Below are 16489 nucleotides of genomic sequence, written 5' to 3' on the forward strand. Positions count from 1 at the left end.
GAGGATCGGGTGTTCCCCTCTGCGGGGGTCCGGGGGCCGCCCCCCGGACGAGCGGGGTCGGGTCGGAACGAGCCAGGAGGTCGGAAGAGTTGAGCAGCGCGGAACGCCACGCCGAGCTGGTGCGTGAGCTGCGGGACGCCAACTACCGCTACTACGTCCTGGACCAGCCGGTGCTCAGCGACATCGAGTACGACCTGAAGCTGCGCGAGCTGCAGGAGCTGGAGGACGCCTACCCCGAGCTGGCGACCCCGGACTCGCCGACGCAGGTGGTCGGCAGCGAGATCATCACGGACTTCGCGACGGTGGAGCATCTGGAGCGGATGCAGAGCCTGGACAACGCGATGGACTTCGACGAGCTCACCGTCTGGGCCGAGCGCCTGGAGGTCGGGCTGGGCGGCACGCCGACCGACGGCTACCTGTGCGAGCTGAAGATCGACGGCCTGGCGATCGCGCTGACCTACGAGAAGGGCCTGCTGGTGCGCGGGGTGACCCGCGGCGACGGCGTCCAGGGCGAGGACGTCACCAACAACATCAGGACGATCGCCTCGATCCCCACCAGGCTCGCCGGCGAGGACGTGCCGGACCTGGTGGAGATCCGCGGCGAGGTCTTCATGACGGTCGAGACCTTCGACAAGCTCAACGAGAAGCGGGCGGCCGAGGGCGAGGAGCCCTTCCGCAACCCGCGCAACACCGCCGCCGGCTCGCTGCGCCAGAAGGACCCCAAGATCACCCGGCAGCGCCCGCTGGACATGATCGTCCACGGCTACGGCGCCTGGGAGGGCGGCCCGCCGGTCCCGCGGAGCCAGAGCGAGACCTACGAGCTGTTCGGCCGGTGGGGGCTGCCGGTCAGCGGCCTGTACCGGGTGGTGCCCGACCTGGAGGGCGTCAAGGAGTACATCGCCTACTACGGCGAGCACCGGCACGACCCCGCGTACGAGATCGACGGCGTGGTGGTGAAGGTCAACGACCGCGCGATCCAGCGGCGCCTGGGGTCCACCAGCCGGGCCCCGCGCTGGGCGATCGCCTTCAAGTACCCGCCGGAGGAGGTGCGCACGAAGCTGCTCGACATCAAGGTCGGTGTCGGGCGCACCGGCCGGGTCACCCCGTGGGGCGTGATGGAGCCGATCTCGGTGGCCGGGTCGACGGTCGAGCGGGCCACTCTGCACAACGCCTTCGAGGTGGTGCGCAAGGGCGTGCGCATCGGCGACACCGTGGTGCTGCGCAAGGCCGGCGACGTGATCCCCGAGATCGTCGGGCCGGTCGTGGAACTGCGGGACGGCACCGAGCGCGAGTTCACGATGCCCGAGCGCTGCCCGGAGTGCCACACGGTGCTGGCCTACGCCAAGGAGGGCGACAAGGACATCCGCTGCCCGAACACGCGGTTCTGTCCGGGCCAGCTGCGGGAGCGCATCTACTTCCTGGCCAGCCGCAGGGTGCTGGACATCGAGGCGCTCGGCTACGTCGCGGCCACCGCGCTCACCCAGCCGCTGGAACCGGTGGACGCCCCGGTCAAGGACGAGGGCGACCTCTTCCACCTGACCGAGGAGCAGCTGCTGCCGATCCGCAACCTGGTCCTGGACGCCGCGTCGGGCACCCCGAAGATCGACCCGAAGACCGGCGAGGAGAAGGTGGTCACCTTCTTCGCCAACACCAACGGCACTCCGAAGAAGGTCGTGCACACCCTGCTGGCCGAGCTGGAGAAGGCCAAGACCAAGCCGCTGTGGCGGTGGCTGGTGGCGCTGTCCGTCCGGCATGTGGGGCCGCGCGCGGCCCAGGACCTCGCCCGGGAGATGCGCTCCCTCGACCGGATCTTCAGCGCCACCGAGGAGGAGCTGACCGCGGTCGACGGCATCGGCCCGACGATCGCCCAGTCGATCATCGAGTGGTGGAAGGTCGACTGGCACCGCGAGATCGTGCGCAAGTGGAAGGACGCCGGGGTCCTGCTGGAGGACGCCGAGGCCGAGGAGAGTCCCCGTCCGCTGGCGGGCCTGAGCGTCGTGGTGACCGGCTCGCTGGAGGGCTTCAGCCGCGACTCGGCCAAGGAGGCGATCCAGCACCTCGGGGGCCGCGCCGCCGGATCGGTGTCGAAGAAGACCTCGTTCGTGGTGGTGGGCGAGAACGCCGGATCGAAGTACGACAAGGCCGTTGAGCTGGGCGTTCCCATCCTCGACGAGGCGGGTTTCCGGGTGCTGCTGGAGCAGGGGCCGGATGTGGCCAGGGGTGTAACGCTGAACCCGGAGTGATGAGCAGCACTCTGCGAAGTGTAGGAAGCGGCAGCGATATCCCGCTTTGTATGGATATCGCTGGCCGCCCATCTGTAACAGAACGTACGCATCCGGTTTCGTAAAGCAGAGGGAAAGCCTTACCCTCCTCATGAGCACCTGTTTGAAGCCTCAATCCGGTGTGCCACTGAGGAAGCTGAATGAAGGACCCGAACAACACCCGGGACACCCGGCCCCGGACCGGTTCGCCGCTGTGGATCTACCTGATCGCGATCACCGCGGTCGGTGCCGTCGTGCTGGCCGCGGCGCTCTCCGGGCTGACCTCCTGTGATCTCGAAGCGGGCCTGGCCAACCCGGTGTTCTGGCTGCTGGCGGCCTTCATCGTCTTCGGTGAGCTCAAACCGATCATCACCCCCGGCTCCACCGAGGCCAACAGCGCCACCACCTCGACCACCTTCACCTTCGCCGCCCTGCTGTACGCGGGGCTGCCGCTGGCGATCGCGCTGCACTCCGTCGCGCTGGTGATCCGCGGGGTCTTCCGCCGCCAGTCCGCGCACCGCACCGCCTTCAACGTGGCCCAGTTCGCGCTGGCGCAGGCGGCGGCGGGCGCGGTCCTGTGGGGCTTCGGCATCTCCGCCGACCCCGACCACGTCTGGGTGCCCGCCGGAGCCGACCTGGCCCCGGTGATGCTGGCCGGCATGGTGTACTTCGTCGCCAACGACGTCCTGGTCGGCGGCGCGGTGGCGCTGCACGAGCGGGTGTCCCTGCTGCGGGTGCTGCGCTGGGACCTGGGCTACCAGCTGCTGGCCCATCTCGCCCTGCTCGGGCTGGCGCCGATCGTGGTGGTGGCGATGGACCGCTCCCCGGCCTTCGTCCCGCTGATCGTGCTGCCCTTCACCGCCGTCTACCTCACCGCCTCCGCCTCGGTCCGCCGGGAGTACCAGGCGCTGCACGACGGGCTCACCGGACTGCCCAACCGCAAGCTGCTCATCGCCCGCTCCCAGGAGGCGCTCACCGCCGCCCGGCAGCGGCGCGACCGGGGGGACCACACCCGCGGGGTGGGGCTCTTCCTCATCGACCTCGACCGCTTCAAGGAGGTCAACGACACCCTGGGCCACGCCACCGGCGACCGGCTGCTGCAGATCATCGCCCACCGGCTGACGCACAGCGTCCGCCCCGGAGACCTGGTGGCCAGGCTCGGCGGCGACGAGTTCGCGGTGCTGCTGCCGTCGGTCCGGGACGTTCACGCCGCCCGCGAGGTCGCGGTGCGGCTGCGCGCCGCGCTGAGCGAGCCGGTGCGCCTGGACGGCATGACCTTCGACCTGGAGGGCAGCGTCGGCATCGCGTTGTGCCCCGACCACGCCCCCGACTTCGAACTGCTGCTGCAGCGCGCCGACGTCGCCATGTACGTGGCCAAGGAGAGCCGTTCGGGCGTGGAGATCTACAGTCCGGCCAGCGACCGCAACTCCCCGGCCCGCCTCGGCCTGCTCGGCGACCTGCGCAGGGGCATCGACCGCCGGGAGCTGGAACTGCACTACCAGCCCAAGATCAGGCTGCGCGACGGGGAACTGGCCGGGATGGAGGGGCTGCTGCGCTGGCGGCACCCCGAACGCGGGCTGATCGGGCCCGAGGAGTTCCTGCCGCTGGCCGAACAGACCTACCTCATGAAGTCCATCACCCACTACGTGGTGCGCGAGGCGCTGGCCCAGTCGCACCAGTGGTGGGGGGCGGGGCTGCGCGCTCCGGTGACCGTCAACGTCTCCGGGCGCGACCTGCTGGACGGGCAGCTCGCCGAGACGATCACCGCCGAACTGCTGGAGCGCGACCTGCCGCCCGACGCCTTCGGGCTGGAGATCACCGAGCGGATCCTCATGAACGAGTCCGCCTATGCCTCCGAGACCGTCCGCACCCTGGCCGACCTGGGCATCCCGCTCAGCCTCGACGACTTCGGCACCGGCTACTCCTCGCTGGTGCGGCTCAAGCGCCTGCCGGTCAAGGAGGTCAAGATCGACGCCTCCTTCATCCGGAGGCTGACCTCCTCGGCGGAGGACGCGGTGATCGTCCGTTCGATCGTGGAGCTGGTGCGCACCCTGGGGCTGCGCTCGGTGGCCGAGGGCGTGGAGGACACCGAGATCGCCGGGAGCCTGCGGGAGATGGGCTGCGACATGGGGCAGGGCTGGTACTTCGGCCGCCCCATGGAGAGCGCCGCCGCCACCGAGTGGCTGCGCGGCAGGCTGCGCCGCGCCCCCGAGCCCGTGACCTGAAACACCTGCTCGCGGCGTCCGCGCCGGGAGGCGGGACGGCCGAAGACGGGTCGGGTGGAAGACGGGTTGGCCATAGGATGGAGGCGAATCCCAGTCGATCACTCCGAAACGGCTATCCCTATGTCCATCACCCGTGACGAGGTCGCGCACCTCGCTCGGCTGTCCCGGCTGGCCCTAGGCGAGGAAGAGCTCGAGCACTTCGCCGTCCAGCTGGACGCGATCGTCTCCGCGGTCGCGCGGGTGCAGGAGGTGGCGGCCGAGGACATTCCGCCGACCACCCACGCCCTGCCGATCACCAATGTCTTCCGGCCCGACGAGGTACAGCAGACGCTGAGCAACGCCGAGGCGCTCTCGGGGGCCCCGGCCGCCGAGGAAGAGCGTTTCCGGGTGCCGCGGATCCTGGAGGAGGAAGACTGATGATCTTCAAGACCGCAGCCGAGCTGGGCGAACTCATCGCCTCCGGCGAGACCACCGCAGTCGAGGTCGCCCAGGCGCACCTGGAGCGCATCGAGCAGGTCGAGGGCAAGGTCAACGCCTTCCTGCACGTGTCCGCCGAGCGCGCGCTGGAGCAGGCCGCCGCCGTCGACGCCCGGCGCGCCGCGGGCGAGGAGCTCGGGCCGCTGGCCGGCGTGCCGATCGCGCACAAGGACGTGTTCACCACCAAGGACATGCCCACCACCTGCGCCTCCAAGATCCTCGAGGGCTGGGTGCCGCCGTACGACGCGACGGTCACCACCCGGCTGCGCGAGGCGGGCCTGGTGATCCTGGGCAAGACCAACATGGACGAGTTCGCGATGGGCTCCTCCACGGAGAACAGCGCCTACGGCCCGACCAGCAACCCGTGGGACCTCTCCCGCATCCCCGGAGGCTCCTCCGGCGGCTCCTCGGCGGCCGTGGCCGCCTACGAGGCGCCCCTGGCCACCGGCACCGACACCGGAGGCTCGATCCGCCAGCCCGCGGCGGTCACCGGCCTGGTCGGCATGAAGCCGACCTACGGCGGCTCGTCCCGCTTCGGCCTGGTCGCGTTCGCCTCCTCGCTGGACACCCCCGGCCCGTTCGCCCGCAACGTCCTGGACGCGGCGCTGCTGCACGAGGCGTTCTCCGGCCACGACCCGCGCGACTCCACCTCGATCTCCGAGCCGGTCCCGCCGGTCGTCGAGGCGGCCCGTCAGGCCGACGTGGCCGGGCTGCGGATCGGCGTCGTCAAGGAGTTCTCCGGTGAGGGCTACCAGGCGGGTGTGCTCAACCGCTTCAACGAGACGGTCGAGCTGCTGGAGTCGCTCGGCGCCAAGGTCGTCGAGGTCTCCTGCCCGTCGTTCGACTACGCCCTGTCGTCCTACTACCTCATCGCCCCGTCCGAGGCCTCCTCCAACCTGGCCCGGTTCGACGCGATGCGCTACGGCCTGCGGGTCGGCGACGACGGCACCCGCTCGGCCGAGGAGGTCATGGCCCTCACCCGCGCCGCCGGGTTCGGCCCCGAGGTCAAGCGCCGCATCATCCTGGGCACCTACGCCCTGTCGTCGGGCTACTACGACGCCTACTACGGCAAGGCCCAGCAGGTGCGCACCCTGATCGCCCGGGACTTCGAGGCGGCCTTCGGCCAGGTCGACGTGCTCATCTCGCCGACCACCCCGACGACGGCCTTCCCGATCGGGGAGCGCGCCGACGACCCGATGGCCATGTACCTGGCCGACCTGTGCACCATCCCGTCGAACATGGCGGGCAACGCGGCCATCTCGGTCCCGTGCGGACTGGCCGACGAGGACGGCCTGCCGGTCGGCCTGCAGATCATGGCCCCCGTCCTGGCCGACGACCGCTGCTACCGGGTGGGCGCCGCGGTCGAGAAGGCACTGGAGGACCGCTGGGGCGGCCCGCTGCTTCGAAAGGCTCCCGCGCTGTGACGACGCTTGTTCCCTTTGACGAGGCCCTGGCCAAGTACTCGCCGGTGCTGGGCATCGAGACCCACATCGAGCTGGGCACGGCCTCCAAGATGTTCTGCGGCTGCCCCACGGAGTTCGGCGGGGCGCCCAACACCCACGTGTGCCCGGTGTGCCTGGGCCTGCCCGGCTCGCTGCCGGTGGTGAACGAGAAGGCCATCGAGTACGCGATCCGGATCGGCCTGGCGCTGAACTGCTCGATCGCCGAGTGGTGCCGCTTCGCCCGGAAGAACTACTTCTATCCGGACATGCCGAAGGACTTCCAGATCTCGCAGTACGACGAGCCGATCTGCTTCGACGGCTACCTGGACGTCGAGGTCGAGGGCGAGACGTACCGGATCGGCATCGAGCGCGCCCACCTGGAGGAGGACACCGGCAAGTCCACCCACGTCGGCGGCGCGACCGGCCGCATCCACGGCGCGGTGCACTCGCTGGTCGACTACAACCGGGCCGGCATCCCGCTGATCGAGATCGTCACCAAGCCGATCGAGGCCACCGAGGAGAAGGCCCCGCTGGTCGCCAAGGCCTACGCCACCGAGCTGCGCGAGCTCGTGCGGGCGCTGGGCGCCTCGGACGTGCGCATGGAGGAGGGCTCCATGCGCTGCGACGTCAACGTCTCGCTCATGCTCAAGGGCGCCTCGCAGTGGGGAACCCGCACCGAGACCAAGAACGTCAACTCGCTGCGCAGCGTGGAGCGCTCGGTCCGCCACGAGATCGAGCGGCAGGCCGCGGTCCTCGACGCCGGCGGGAAGATCGTCCAGGAGACCCGGCACTTCCACGAGAACACCGGCACCACCAGCCCCGGCCGGTCCAAGGAGGAGGCGCAGGACTACCGCTACTTCCCCGAGCCCGACCTCGTCCCGGTCGCCCCGGCCCGCGAGTGGGTCGAGGAGATCCGGGCGGGCCTGCCGGAGCTGCCGGCCGCGCGCCGGGTCCGGGTGAAGGAGGCCTGGTCCCTGTCGGACGAGGAGCTGCGCGACGTGATCAACGCGGGCGCCCTCGACCTCATCGAGGAGACCGTCGCGGCCGGGGCCTCGCCCGCCGCCGCCCGCAAGTGGTGGATGAACGAGCTGTCGCGCACCGCCACCGCCCAGGGCGTCGAGTTGTCCGCGCTGCCGGTCACCGCGGAGCAGGTCGCCCGCATCCAGGCGCTCGTCGACGCCGGCGAGCTCAACGACAAGCTCGCCCGCAAGGTCTTCGAGGGCGTGCTGGCCGGGGAGGGCACCCCGGACGAGGTCGTCGCGGCCCGCGGCCTCAAGGTCGTCTCCGACGAGGGCGAGCTGGTCGCCATCGTCGAGAAGGTGATCGCCGACAACGCCGACGCCGCGCAGAAGGTCCGCGACGGCAAGGTCGCCGCGGCCGGCGCCCTGGTCGGCGCGGTGATGAAGGCCAGCCGGGGCCAGGCCGACGCGGCCCGCGCCCGGGAGATCATCCTGGAGCGCCTGGGCCAGGCCTGAGCCCGCGGTCGCCGGCAGCCCACCCTGCGGGGAGGGGGGCCGTCGCCGACAGTGATCGGGTGCTGTCCCTCCGGCTGCACTCCTCTGTCTGTCCGATCACAGATCGGTAATCTCTCGTACGCCCTGCCCAGCGGTGATTACGGGCCGTGAGATTTTGTCGCCGGATGGGCACTGACCCTCAATCGCTCCGTGACCTACGGAACGTACATTGAGGGGCACGATGAGATCCCCGACCTCACTGCGCCAGGACGTGGACGCAGGCAGTTTTTGAGCCCACCGGTAAGGCCGGGAACGAGCCCTCGCCGAGGAGGCTCCGCGAACCAGGAGCACGAGCGACGATGACAGGCGAGAAGGAGCGGCACCGGATCCCGGTGTGGGCCCTGCCGCTGAGCGCCGTGTCCCTGCTGACCGGTCTCTCCCTGCTGGGTCTGCTGCTCGGCTGGACCGGCGACTGGTTCGCGGCGGGAGCCGGCGTCGCCGCCTGCGCGAGCCTGGTGTACGCCTCCCGGCAGCGGCCGGGCATGGAGTCCTGGCGCTGGTTCGCCGCCGCCGCGGCCTGCTGGGGCGTGGGCGCGGCGACCAGCGCGCTCTCCCGCATCGTCCTGGACGTCACGACGGTGACGCTGTCCCTGGGCGACCTGTTCTATCTCGCGGCGCTCCTGCCCCTGGCGATGGGCTTCGTGGCGCCGACACGGCTGCCGCGCACCCCCCGGAAGTGGCTCACGTACGCGGCCGACACCTATGTGTGCGGGGCCGCGCTCTTCGTGCTCGGCTGGGACGCGATCTTCGGGCGGCTGTTCCGGGAGGGCGGCGAGTCCCCGGCCCACTTCCTCCTCGAACTGCGCTACCCGCTGCTGGACATCGGGCTGGTCTGCGCGCTGCTGCCGTTCGTGCTGGGCGCCGCGCGCAGGCAGCGGCCCACCGCCGTCACCGGCTACCTGGCCCTGCTCGCGCTGACCGCGGGCGACGTGATCACCACCGCGGTGCGGCTGGGCGACGGCGGCACGGGCGGCGTGAGCGGCCTGGGAGAGGCCTTCCGCTTCGGCGGGCTGCTGCTGCTCGGCGCGGCCCCCTGGCTGGGGGGCGGCGTCCGCAGGGGCGAGCAGAGGGGGCGCCTGGTCGGCCCCGGCATCGCGCCGGCGCTGCTGGCAGGGGCCTCGGCGATGTTCGTGGCGGGTCACACCCTCACCGGCGGCGACCCGGTCGAGCCGGTCGTGCTCATCGTCACCGGGACGGCGCTGCTCGTCCTCATCGCCCGCCTCACCGACCTGCTGCGCGAGAACGACCGGCTGCGCGGCGAGGTCCGCTCCGCCGAGGAGCACTTCCGGGCGCTGGCCGAGAGCGTCGACGACCTCGTCCTGATCTGTGATGAGACCGGCGCCGTGCACTACATGAGCGCGGGCGAACAGTGGAGCTCCTCACACGCCCTGGACGACCTGCTGGGCCGCCCCCTCCAGGACTTCCTGCACCCCGAGGACGGTCCCGCCGTCGAGGCGGCACTGGGCGAGTGCTTCGACGGCCGCGGGGAGCCGCTGCGGTTGCACTGCCGGCTGCGCACCACCGACGGCACCTGGCTGCCGACGGAGTCGACGTTCTCCCGCTACGCCCCCAGCAGGCTGCTGGTCACCACCCGCGACCTGTCGGAGGAGGCGGCGCTCAAGCGCCAGGTCACCCATCTGACCTTCCACGACGGCCTGACCGGCCTGCCCAACCGCGCCTACCTGGAGGAGCGGACCCGGCAGGTGCTGAGCCGCCGCAACCCCTTCACCGCCGTGATCTTCGTGGATCTGGACGGCTTCACCGCGGTGAACGACTCGGCCGGGCACGCCGCGGGCGACCAGGTCCTGGCCCAGGCCGCGCGGCGGCTGCGGGCCTGCGTGCCGGCCGACGACACGGTGGCGCGCTGGGGCGGCGACGAGTTCGCGGTCCTGGTGGAGACGTCCGCCGACGCCCAGACCGTGGTGGACCTGGCCGAGCGGCTGCTGCGGATGCTCTCGGACGAGCCCTACCGGGTGGGGGACCGCGGCATCGTGCTCAGCGCCAGCGTCGGCGTGGCCTTCACCGACGAGGGGCCGGTCCCGGACGAGACGGACTCGGCCTCCCTGATCCGCAACGGCGACCTGGCCATGACCCGCGCCAAGGAGCTGGGCGGCGGCAGGGTCGAGGTGTTCGCCACCCAGATGCACGCGGCCGTCGTGCGGCGCCTGGAGCTCGGCAGCGACCTGCAGCGGGCGCTGGCCGAGCGGGAGTTCACCGTCGAGTTCCAGCCGGTGGTGGAGCTGGACGGCGGCCGGGTGACCGGGGTGGAGGCCCTGCTGCGCTGGCGGCGCGAGGACGTCGCGGTGCCCCCGGAGGAGTTCATCGGCGCGGCCGAGGAGTCCGGGCTGATCGTGCCGCTGGGCGCCTGGATGCTGGGCGAGGCCTGCCGCGAGGTGGCCCGCTGGCGGGCCGGGGGCTGGCAGGTCGGCCTGTCGGTGAACCTCACCGCCCGGCAGATCGCCGCGCCCAAGTTCGCCGAGACGGTGGCCGAGGCGCTGGCCGAGAGCGGGCTGCCGCCGCACGCCCTGACCCTCGAGGTCAAGGAGGAGGTGCTGGTCGAGCACTTCCAGGGCGACGAGCAGCACCTGGCGCGGCTGTCGGCGCTGCGCGACCTCGGGGTCCGGCTGGCCATCGACGACTTCGGCACCGGGTACGCCTCGCTGGCCTACCTGGGCCAGCTCCCGGTGGACGTGCTGAAGATCGACCCCTCGTTCGTGTCCGGGGTGGGACGTGACGAGACCCTCACCCTGCTCACCCGGACGATCGTGCGGCTCGGCTCGGACCTGGGGCTGATCGTGGTGGCCGAGGGCATCGAGTGCCCCGAGCAGCTGGACCGGCTCCGGGAGATGGGCTGCGCCAGGGGTCAGGGCTTCCTGGTGGCCCGGCCCATGCCGGCCGACCGGATCGACGCCGAGATCAGGCCGGAGAGCGTGCCCTTCCAGGTGCAGGCCGGTTGAGCCGGACATATCTCAGCCTGTGAGATCTCGGCAACACCGATTTGACCTGAGGGTGTGTCATCGGCAAAAGTAGGTACGTGCAGAACGGCAACCTTCTCCTCGTAGTACTCGGCAGGCGCGCGGCCTGACACGAGCTACTGAGGCTTGCGCGCTCCCCTCGACCGCCCATTGGTGGCGCGAGGGGTTTTTTGTTGGCCTCAGCACGGTGAGCTCAGGCGAGAGCCACCGGCGACCCTCTCCCTCCCTTCCTAAGGAAGTAGCAGCAAGATGACCGAGCAGATGACCGGGGCCCAGGCGCTGGTCCGGGCCCTGGAGAACGTCGGCGTCGACACGGTGTTCGGGATTCCGGGCGGGGCGATCCTTCCGGCCTACGACCCCCTGTACGACTCGCAGAGGCTGCGCCACATCCTGGTGCGCCACGAGCAGGGCGCAGGGCACGCCGCGCAGGGCTACGCCCAGGCCACGGGCCGGGTGGGGGTCTGCATGGCGACCTCCGGGCCGGGCGCCACCAACCTCGTGACGCCGATCGCGGACGCCTACATGGACTCCGTTCCGATGGTCGCGGTCACCGGCCAGGTGCCGTCCGGCGCGATCGGGACCGACGCGTTCCAGGAGGCCGACATCTCCGGGATCACGCTGCCGATCACCAAGCACAACTTCCTGGTGACCGACCCCCGCGACATCGGCCGCACCATCCTCGAGGCCTTCCACATCGCGGGCACCGGCCGTCCGGGCCCGGTCCTGGTCGACGTCGCCAAGGACGCGCTGCAGGCCACCTTCGACTTCGTCTGGCCCGAGGAGATGCGCCTGCCGGGCTACCGCCCCGTCACCCGTCCGCACTCCAAGCAGGTCCGCGAGGCGGCCCGCATGATCGTCGCCGCCAAGCGGCCGGTCCTGTACGTCGGCGGCGGCGTCATCAAGGCCCGCGCGGCCGCCGAGCTGCGGGTGCTGGCCGAGCTGACCGGCGCGCCGGTCGTCACCACGCTGATGGCCCGCGGCGCCTTCCCCGACAGCCACCCCCAGCACATGGGCATGCCGGGCATGCACGGCACCGTCGGCGCGGTCGGCGCGCTGCAGAAGTCCGACCTCATCGTCGCGCTGGGCGCGCGGTTCGACGACCGGGTGACCGGGCGGCTGAGCTCCTTCGCGCCGAACGCGGCGATCGTCCACGCCGACATCGACCCGGCGGAGATCTCCAAGAACCGGCAGGCGGACGTCCCGATCGTCGGCGACGCCCGCGAGGTGATCGCGGACCTGATCGTCGCGGTCCAGGCCGAGCACGCGGCCGGCCGGGTCGGCGACTACGCTGCCTGGTGGCAGCAGCTCAACGCCTGGAAGAGCACCTACGCGCTCGGCTACGAGACGCCGGAGAACGGCGAGCTGGCCCCGCAGTACGTCATCGAGCGGCTGGGCAAGATCGTCGGTCCGGACGCGCTGTACTGCGCGGGCGTCGGCCAGCACCAGATGTGGGCCGCGCAGTTCGTCTCCTACGAGAACCCGGGGACGTTCATCAACTCCGGCGGCGCGGGCACCATGGGCTACGCGGTCCCGGCGGCGATGGGCGCCAAGGTCGGCGCGCCGGACAAGACGGTCTGGGCGATCGACGGCGACGGCTGCTTCCAGATGACCAACCAGGAGCTGGTCACCTGCGCGGTCGAGGGCATCCCGATCAAGGTCGCCCTGATCAACAACGGCAACCTCGGCATGGTCCGCCAGTGGCAGACCCTGTTCTACGAGGGCCGGTACTCCAACACCAAGCTGCACTCCAAGCGCATCCCCGACTTCGTCAAGCTGGCCGACGCCTACGGGTGCGAGGGCCTGCGGGTGGAGTCGGCGGCCGAGGTCGACGCGGCGATCGAGAAGGCGATGGAGATCAACGACCGCCCCGTCGTGATCGACTTCGTCGTCCACGACGACGCGATGGTCTGGCCGATGGTCGCCGCCGGAGCCAGCAACGACGACATCAAGTACGCCCGCGACCTCGCGCCGAACTGGGAGCATGAAGACTGATGAGCCGCCACACCCTCTCCGTTCTCGTCGAGAACAAGCCGGGGGTCCTGGTCCGCATAGCGGGCCTGTTCTCCCGGCGCGGGTTCAACATCGACTCGCTGGCGGTCGGCCCGACCGAGCACCCGGAGATCTCCCGGATGACGATCGTCGTGGACGTCCAGGAGCTCCCCCTGGAGCAGGTCACCAAGCAGCTCAACAAGCTGATCAACGTGCTCAAGATCGTCGAGCTGGATCCGAACTCCTCGGTGCAGCGGGAACTGGTCCTGATCAAGGTGGCGGCCGGCCCGGACGTGCGCTCGCAGGTCCTGGAGACCGTGCAGCTGTTCCGGGCCAAGGTCGTCGACGTGGCGCCCGACGCGGTGACGATCGAGGCCACCGGTAACCGCGACAAGCTCGACGCGCTGTACCGTTGCCTGGAGCCGTACGGCATCAAGGAACTGGTCCAGTCGGGTGCGATCGCGGTCGGCCGCGGCGCCCGCTCGATCACCGACCGTTCGCTGCGCGCGCTCGAATCGCGCAGCGCGTAACCACCAGAAAGGCAGACAGCCCCACCATGGCTGAGATGTTCTATGACAACGACGCCGACCTGAGCATCATCCAGGGTCGCAGCGTCGCCGTGATCGGCTACGGCTCCCAGGGTCACGCGCACGCGCTGTCCCTGCGCGACTCGGGTGTCGACGTCCGGGTCGGGCTCCCCGAGGGCTCCAAGTCCCGTGCCAAGGCCGAGGCCGACGGCCTGCGCGTGGTCACTCCGCGTGAGGCCGCCGCCGAGGCCAACCTGATCATGATCCTGGCGCCGGACCACCTGCAGCGCGGCATCTACGAGAACGACATCAAGCCCGAGCTCGCCGAGGGCGACGCGCTGTTCTTCGGCCACGGCCTGAACATCCGCTTCGGCCTGATCGAGCCCCCGGCCGGCGTCGACGTGGCCATGGTCGCCCCCAAGGGCCCCGGCCACCTGGTGCGCCGCCAGTTCGAGGCCGGCCGCGGCGTGCCGGTGATCGTGGCGGTGGAGAAGGACGAGTCCGGCAGCGCCTGGGCGCTGGCCCTGTCCTACGCCAAGGGCATCGGCGGCCTCCGCGCGGGTGGCATCAAGACCACCTTCAAGGAGGAGACCGAGACCGACCTGTTCGGTGAGCAGGCCGTGCTGTGCGGCGGCACCGCCGAGCTGATCAAGACGGGCTTCGAGGTGCTGGTCGAGGCCGGCTACCAGCCCGAGGTCGCCTACTTCGAGTGCCTGCACGAGCTCAAGCTGATCGTCGACCTCATCTACGAGGGCGGCATCCAGAAGATGTACTGGTCGGTGTCCGACACCGCCGAGTTCGGCGGCTACACCCGCGGCCCGCGCGTCATCACCGCCGACACCAAGGCCGAGATGAAGAAGATCCTGGCCGAGATCCAGTCCGGCCAGTTCGTCAAGGAACTGGTCGAGGAGTTCGACGCGGGCCAGCCCAACCACCTCAAGTACCGCGAGGACCTGGGCGCCCACCCGATCGAGCAGGTCGGATCCAAGCTCCGCCCGATGTTCGCCTGGCTGAACGACTGACCGTCGCGGCCTCTCGACCGCCCGTTCACCCCCGGTGGGTGCGCGGGCGGTCGTCTTTCAGGTTCCTTCGGTCTTCGACGTCCGCCCGGCGCGGGCGGGCGAGGGTGAGGACGGCCATGAGCATGGTCGCCAGCAGGGACACGGCCACGCCGCCGCCGAGCAGCGGCAGCCACGGGACGTCGAAGGCGATGACGTACTCCTCGCCCGGGATCGGGTTCAGCCGGGGCAGCAGGGAGGCGACCACCAGGCCCAGGGGGATTCCGGCCAGGAGGCTCAGGCCGCAGCCCAGCAGGGCGATGAAGCCCGCCTGGGGTGCCGCCGTCCGCCGCCGGACGCGGGGTCCGGCTCCGGCCGCCGCCCGCCAGGCCGCGATCAGGGCGGCGACCAGCACCAGCACCGATGTGACGGCTCCGGGCACCCGGAGCGACAGGGCGTCGGAGTCGTCGAAGCCGGGCTCGGTGTAGGCGCGGACCTCGCTGTCGGTGATCTCGGCGACCGCCCGGTCCAGCCGTTCGAACTGCTCCTCGCTGAAGGGGGTGTCGGTCAGCAACAGCCCGGGTTCGATCTTCAGCCCGGTACCGACCACGACCTGCCGGGGGAAGATGACGTCGGGGACGCGGTCGATGGACGAGGTCGCGTACACGGCGGGGAACGAGAAGGTCCGCTCGACCACCGGCTGCGGTTCCGCCGCGGAGAAACGGCTGGACTCGAAGCGGGCCGTACCGTCGTTGTGAACGACGTCCGGGAGGTAGGTGACGACCTTGCCCGCGGCCAGGGCGGAGACGACCTCCGGCTGGTTCCCGACCAGGAACCGGACCGTCTCCGGATCGGCGACCACGAAATCGATGCTCTCCCACGGACTGCTGTCGCACGAGTCGTCGTCGCACCGGCCGCCGGTCCCGACGTAGTCGAACCAGCGGCCGTCCTGCTCCTGCTCCTGCTGCCGTTCGTGGAACTCGTCGATCTGCGTCATCGGAACGCCCGGAAACTCCCGCTCGACCGCGGCCAGGACCTCGGGGGCCGTCTCGGCGCTCATTCCGTAGACCATCGTGTTCCCCACGGGAAGCCACTGGTCGTAGGTGAGCCTTTCGCTCTCCAGGTAGCTGGTCGCGGCCGTCGCGACGGTGGCGAAGACCGCGGCGACGAGAAAGGCCGCGCTGACGCCGGAGGCGGTGCGGCCCCGGTGACGGGCGGCGTCCTGGACGGCCTGGCGCAGCGGCTGCGGCAGCCGTCCCGCGAACCTTCCGGCCAGCGCCACGGTTGCGGGGACGAGTAGGGCGAACCCGATGAGAAACGACCACATGCCCGTCGTCGCGGTGAGGACGGCCGAATCGGCGTCGGGCAGCAGCAGGAAGCAGAGGGAGAGCGCCAGCGCCCCGCCGCCGACGAGGAGCCCGCCGAGCGTGAGCCGGACCCGGTACCGCCGCCCGCCGCGCCCCGCGGCCAGGCGCGCGGCGGCCGAGCCGCTGATCACGGCCAGCGCGATCGCGAGCCCGGGAACGTCCCAGGACAGGACCGCGGTGAGCGGGGCTCCGGAGAGGAGGGCGAGGCCGAAGCCGGCGAGCGTGCCGAGCAGTCCGGCGACCGCGCCGAGCAGCGGGCCGGAGGCCAGGACGACGGTCCGCGGCCGGAGGGCCTCCTCGCCGGTCTCGGCGATGAGCGTCCTCAGCCGGCGCAGCCGCGGGGCGTCGAGGGCGAAGGCGGGCGCGGCGAGCAGGGACACCAGCAGCACGAGCAGTGAGTCGGTCGGCAGCAGGAACCCGGCCTCCAGGAGGCTCCCGGGGACCCCCCACCAAAAGCGGCCGTCGGAGCCCGTCTCCGGAAGGCCGATCGCCACGAACGCCGCGACCGGCAGCCCGATCAGGGTCAGGGCGAGGGCGGTCCCGGCTCTGGCCGCCAGGGCCGCCTTCCACACGACGCGCACCGCGGTGCGACAGCCGTTCATACCCATGCGCATCCTCAGGTCCGGGGAGCGGATCGTGTAAGGGGATACGGCGGCGGGTCATGAGATCATGCCAGGAGAATCCTGTTCGCGCACGGAACCGCCCGTGCGTCCT

Annotated in this window: 10 protein-coding genes; 9 read left to right on the forward strand and 1 reads right to left on the reverse strand. The window is 71.1% G+C overall.

What is annotated here, in order from left to right; translation table 11 throughout:
- Positions 1-89 precede the first annotated feature (89 nt).
- The 9 genes from ligA (at position 90) to ilvC (ending at position 14432) form a co-directional block, all read left to right on the forward strand.
- A complete protein-coding gene (gene ligA / locus ABGB12_RS05690; protein ID WP_347675196.1) occupies positions 90-2243 on the forward strand; it encodes an NAD-dependent DNA ligase LigA in 2154 nt (717 codons plus the stop codon).
- 179 nt (positions 2244-2422) lie between these two features.
- Positions 2423-4486: an EAL domain-containing protein gene (locus tag ABGB12_RS05695; RefSeq protein ID WP_347675197.1), complete on the forward strand. Its 2064-nt coding sequence runs from the start codon at positions 2423-2425 to the stop codon at positions 4484-4486.
- Between the two features lie 114 nt (positions 4487-4600).
- Positions 4601-4903: an Asp-tRNA(Asn)/Glu-tRNA(Gln) amidotransferase subunit GatC gene (gene gatC, locus ABGB12_RS05700; protein WP_347676063.1), complete on the forward strand. Its 303-nt coding sequence runs from the start codon at positions 4601-4603 to the stop codon at positions 4901-4903.
- On the forward strand, positions 4903-6387 hold the full coding sequence (gene gatA / locus ABGB12_RS05705; protein ID WP_347675198.1) for an Asp-tRNA(Asn)/Glu-tRNA(Gln) amidotransferase subunit GatA: 1485 nt from the start codon (positions 4903-4905) through the stop codon (positions 6385-6387). Before gatC ends, gatA begins: the two co-directional genes overlap by 1 nt.
- The gene (gatB, locus tag ABGB12_RS05710; RefSeq protein ID WP_347676065.1) at positions 6348-7880 is read left to right on the forward strand and encodes an Asp-tRNA(Asn)/Glu-tRNA(Gln) amidotransferase subunit GatB; all 1533 of its coding nucleotides are present in this window, start codon (positions 6348-6350) and stop codon (positions 7878-7880) included. Before gatA ends, gatB begins: the two co-directional genes overlap by 40 nt.
- A 338-nt stretch (positions 7881-8218) precedes the next feature.
- A complete protein-coding gene (locus ABGB12_RS05715; protein ID WP_347675199.1) occupies positions 8219-10876 on the forward strand; it encodes an EAL domain-containing protein in 2658 nt (885 codons plus the stop codon).
- A gap of 267 nt (positions 10877-11143) precedes the next feature.
- Positions 11144-12886 (forward strand): acetolactate synthase large subunit, encoded by a 1743-nt coding sequence (locus tag ABGB12_RS05720; protein WP_347675200.1) that lies wholly within the window; start codon positions 11144-11146, stop codon positions 12884-12886.
- The gene (gene ilvN / locus ABGB12_RS05725) at positions 12886-13413 is read left to right on the forward strand and encodes an acetolactate synthase small subunit (protein ID WP_347675201.1); all 528 of its coding nucleotides are present in this window, start codon (positions 12886-12888) and stop codon (positions 13411-13413) included. The genes ABGB12_RS05720 and ilvN overlap by 1 nt, the downstream gene beginning before the upstream one ends.
- A gap of 35 nt (positions 13414-13448) precedes the next feature.
- A complete protein-coding gene (gene ilvC / locus ABGB12_RS05730; RefSeq protein WP_344245958.1) occupies positions 13449-14432 on the forward strand; it encodes a ketol-acid reductoisomerase in 984 nt (327 codons plus the stop codon).
- Between the two features lie 25 nt (positions 14433-14457).
- Here ilvC and ABGB12_RS05735 read toward each other — a convergent pair whose 3' ends face one another.
- Complete coding sequence (locus ABGB12_RS05735) at positions 14458-16377, reverse strand: hypothetical protein (protein WP_347675202.1); 1920 nt, start codon at positions 16375-16377, stop codon at positions 14458-14460.
- Positions 16378-16489 lie beyond the last annotated feature (112 nt).

It is taken from the genome of Actinocorallia sp. B10E7 (assembly GCF_039871655.1).
Classification (GTDB): Bacteria; Actinomycetota; Actinomycetes; order Streptosporangiales; family Streptosporangiaceae; genus Actinocorallia.

Excerpts from the sequence above, each read along its gene's own strand:
- ABGB12_RS05695 (WP_347675197.1), top strand. The coding sequence starts at position 2,423 with ATGAAGGACCCGAACAACACCCGGGACACCCGGCCCCGGACCGGTTCG.
- gatA (WP_347675198.1), top strand. The coding sequence starts at position 4,903 with ATGATCTTCAAGACCGCAGCCGAGCTGGGCGAACTCATCGCCTCCGGC.
- ABGB12_RS05715 (WP_347675199.1), top strand. The coding sequence starts at position 8,219 with ATGACAGGCGAGAAGGAGCGGCACCGGATCCCGGTGTGGGCCCTGCCG.
- ABGB12_RS05720 (WP_347675200.1), top strand. The coding sequence starts at position 11,144 with ATGACCGAGCAGATGACCGGGGCCCAGGCGCTGGTCCGGGCCCTGGAG.
- ilvN (WP_347675201.1), top strand. The coding sequence starts at position 12,886 with ATGAGCCGCCACACCCTCTCCGTTCTCGTCGAGAACAAGCCGGGGGTC.
- ilvC (WP_344245958.1), top strand. The coding sequence starts at position 13,449 with ATGTTCTATGACAACGACGCCGACCTGAGCATCATCCAGGGTCGCAGC.
- ABGB12_RS05735 (WP_347675202.1), bottom strand. The coding sequence starts at position 16,377 with ATGAACGGCTGTCGCACCGCGGTGCGCGTCGTGTGGAAGGCGGCCCTG.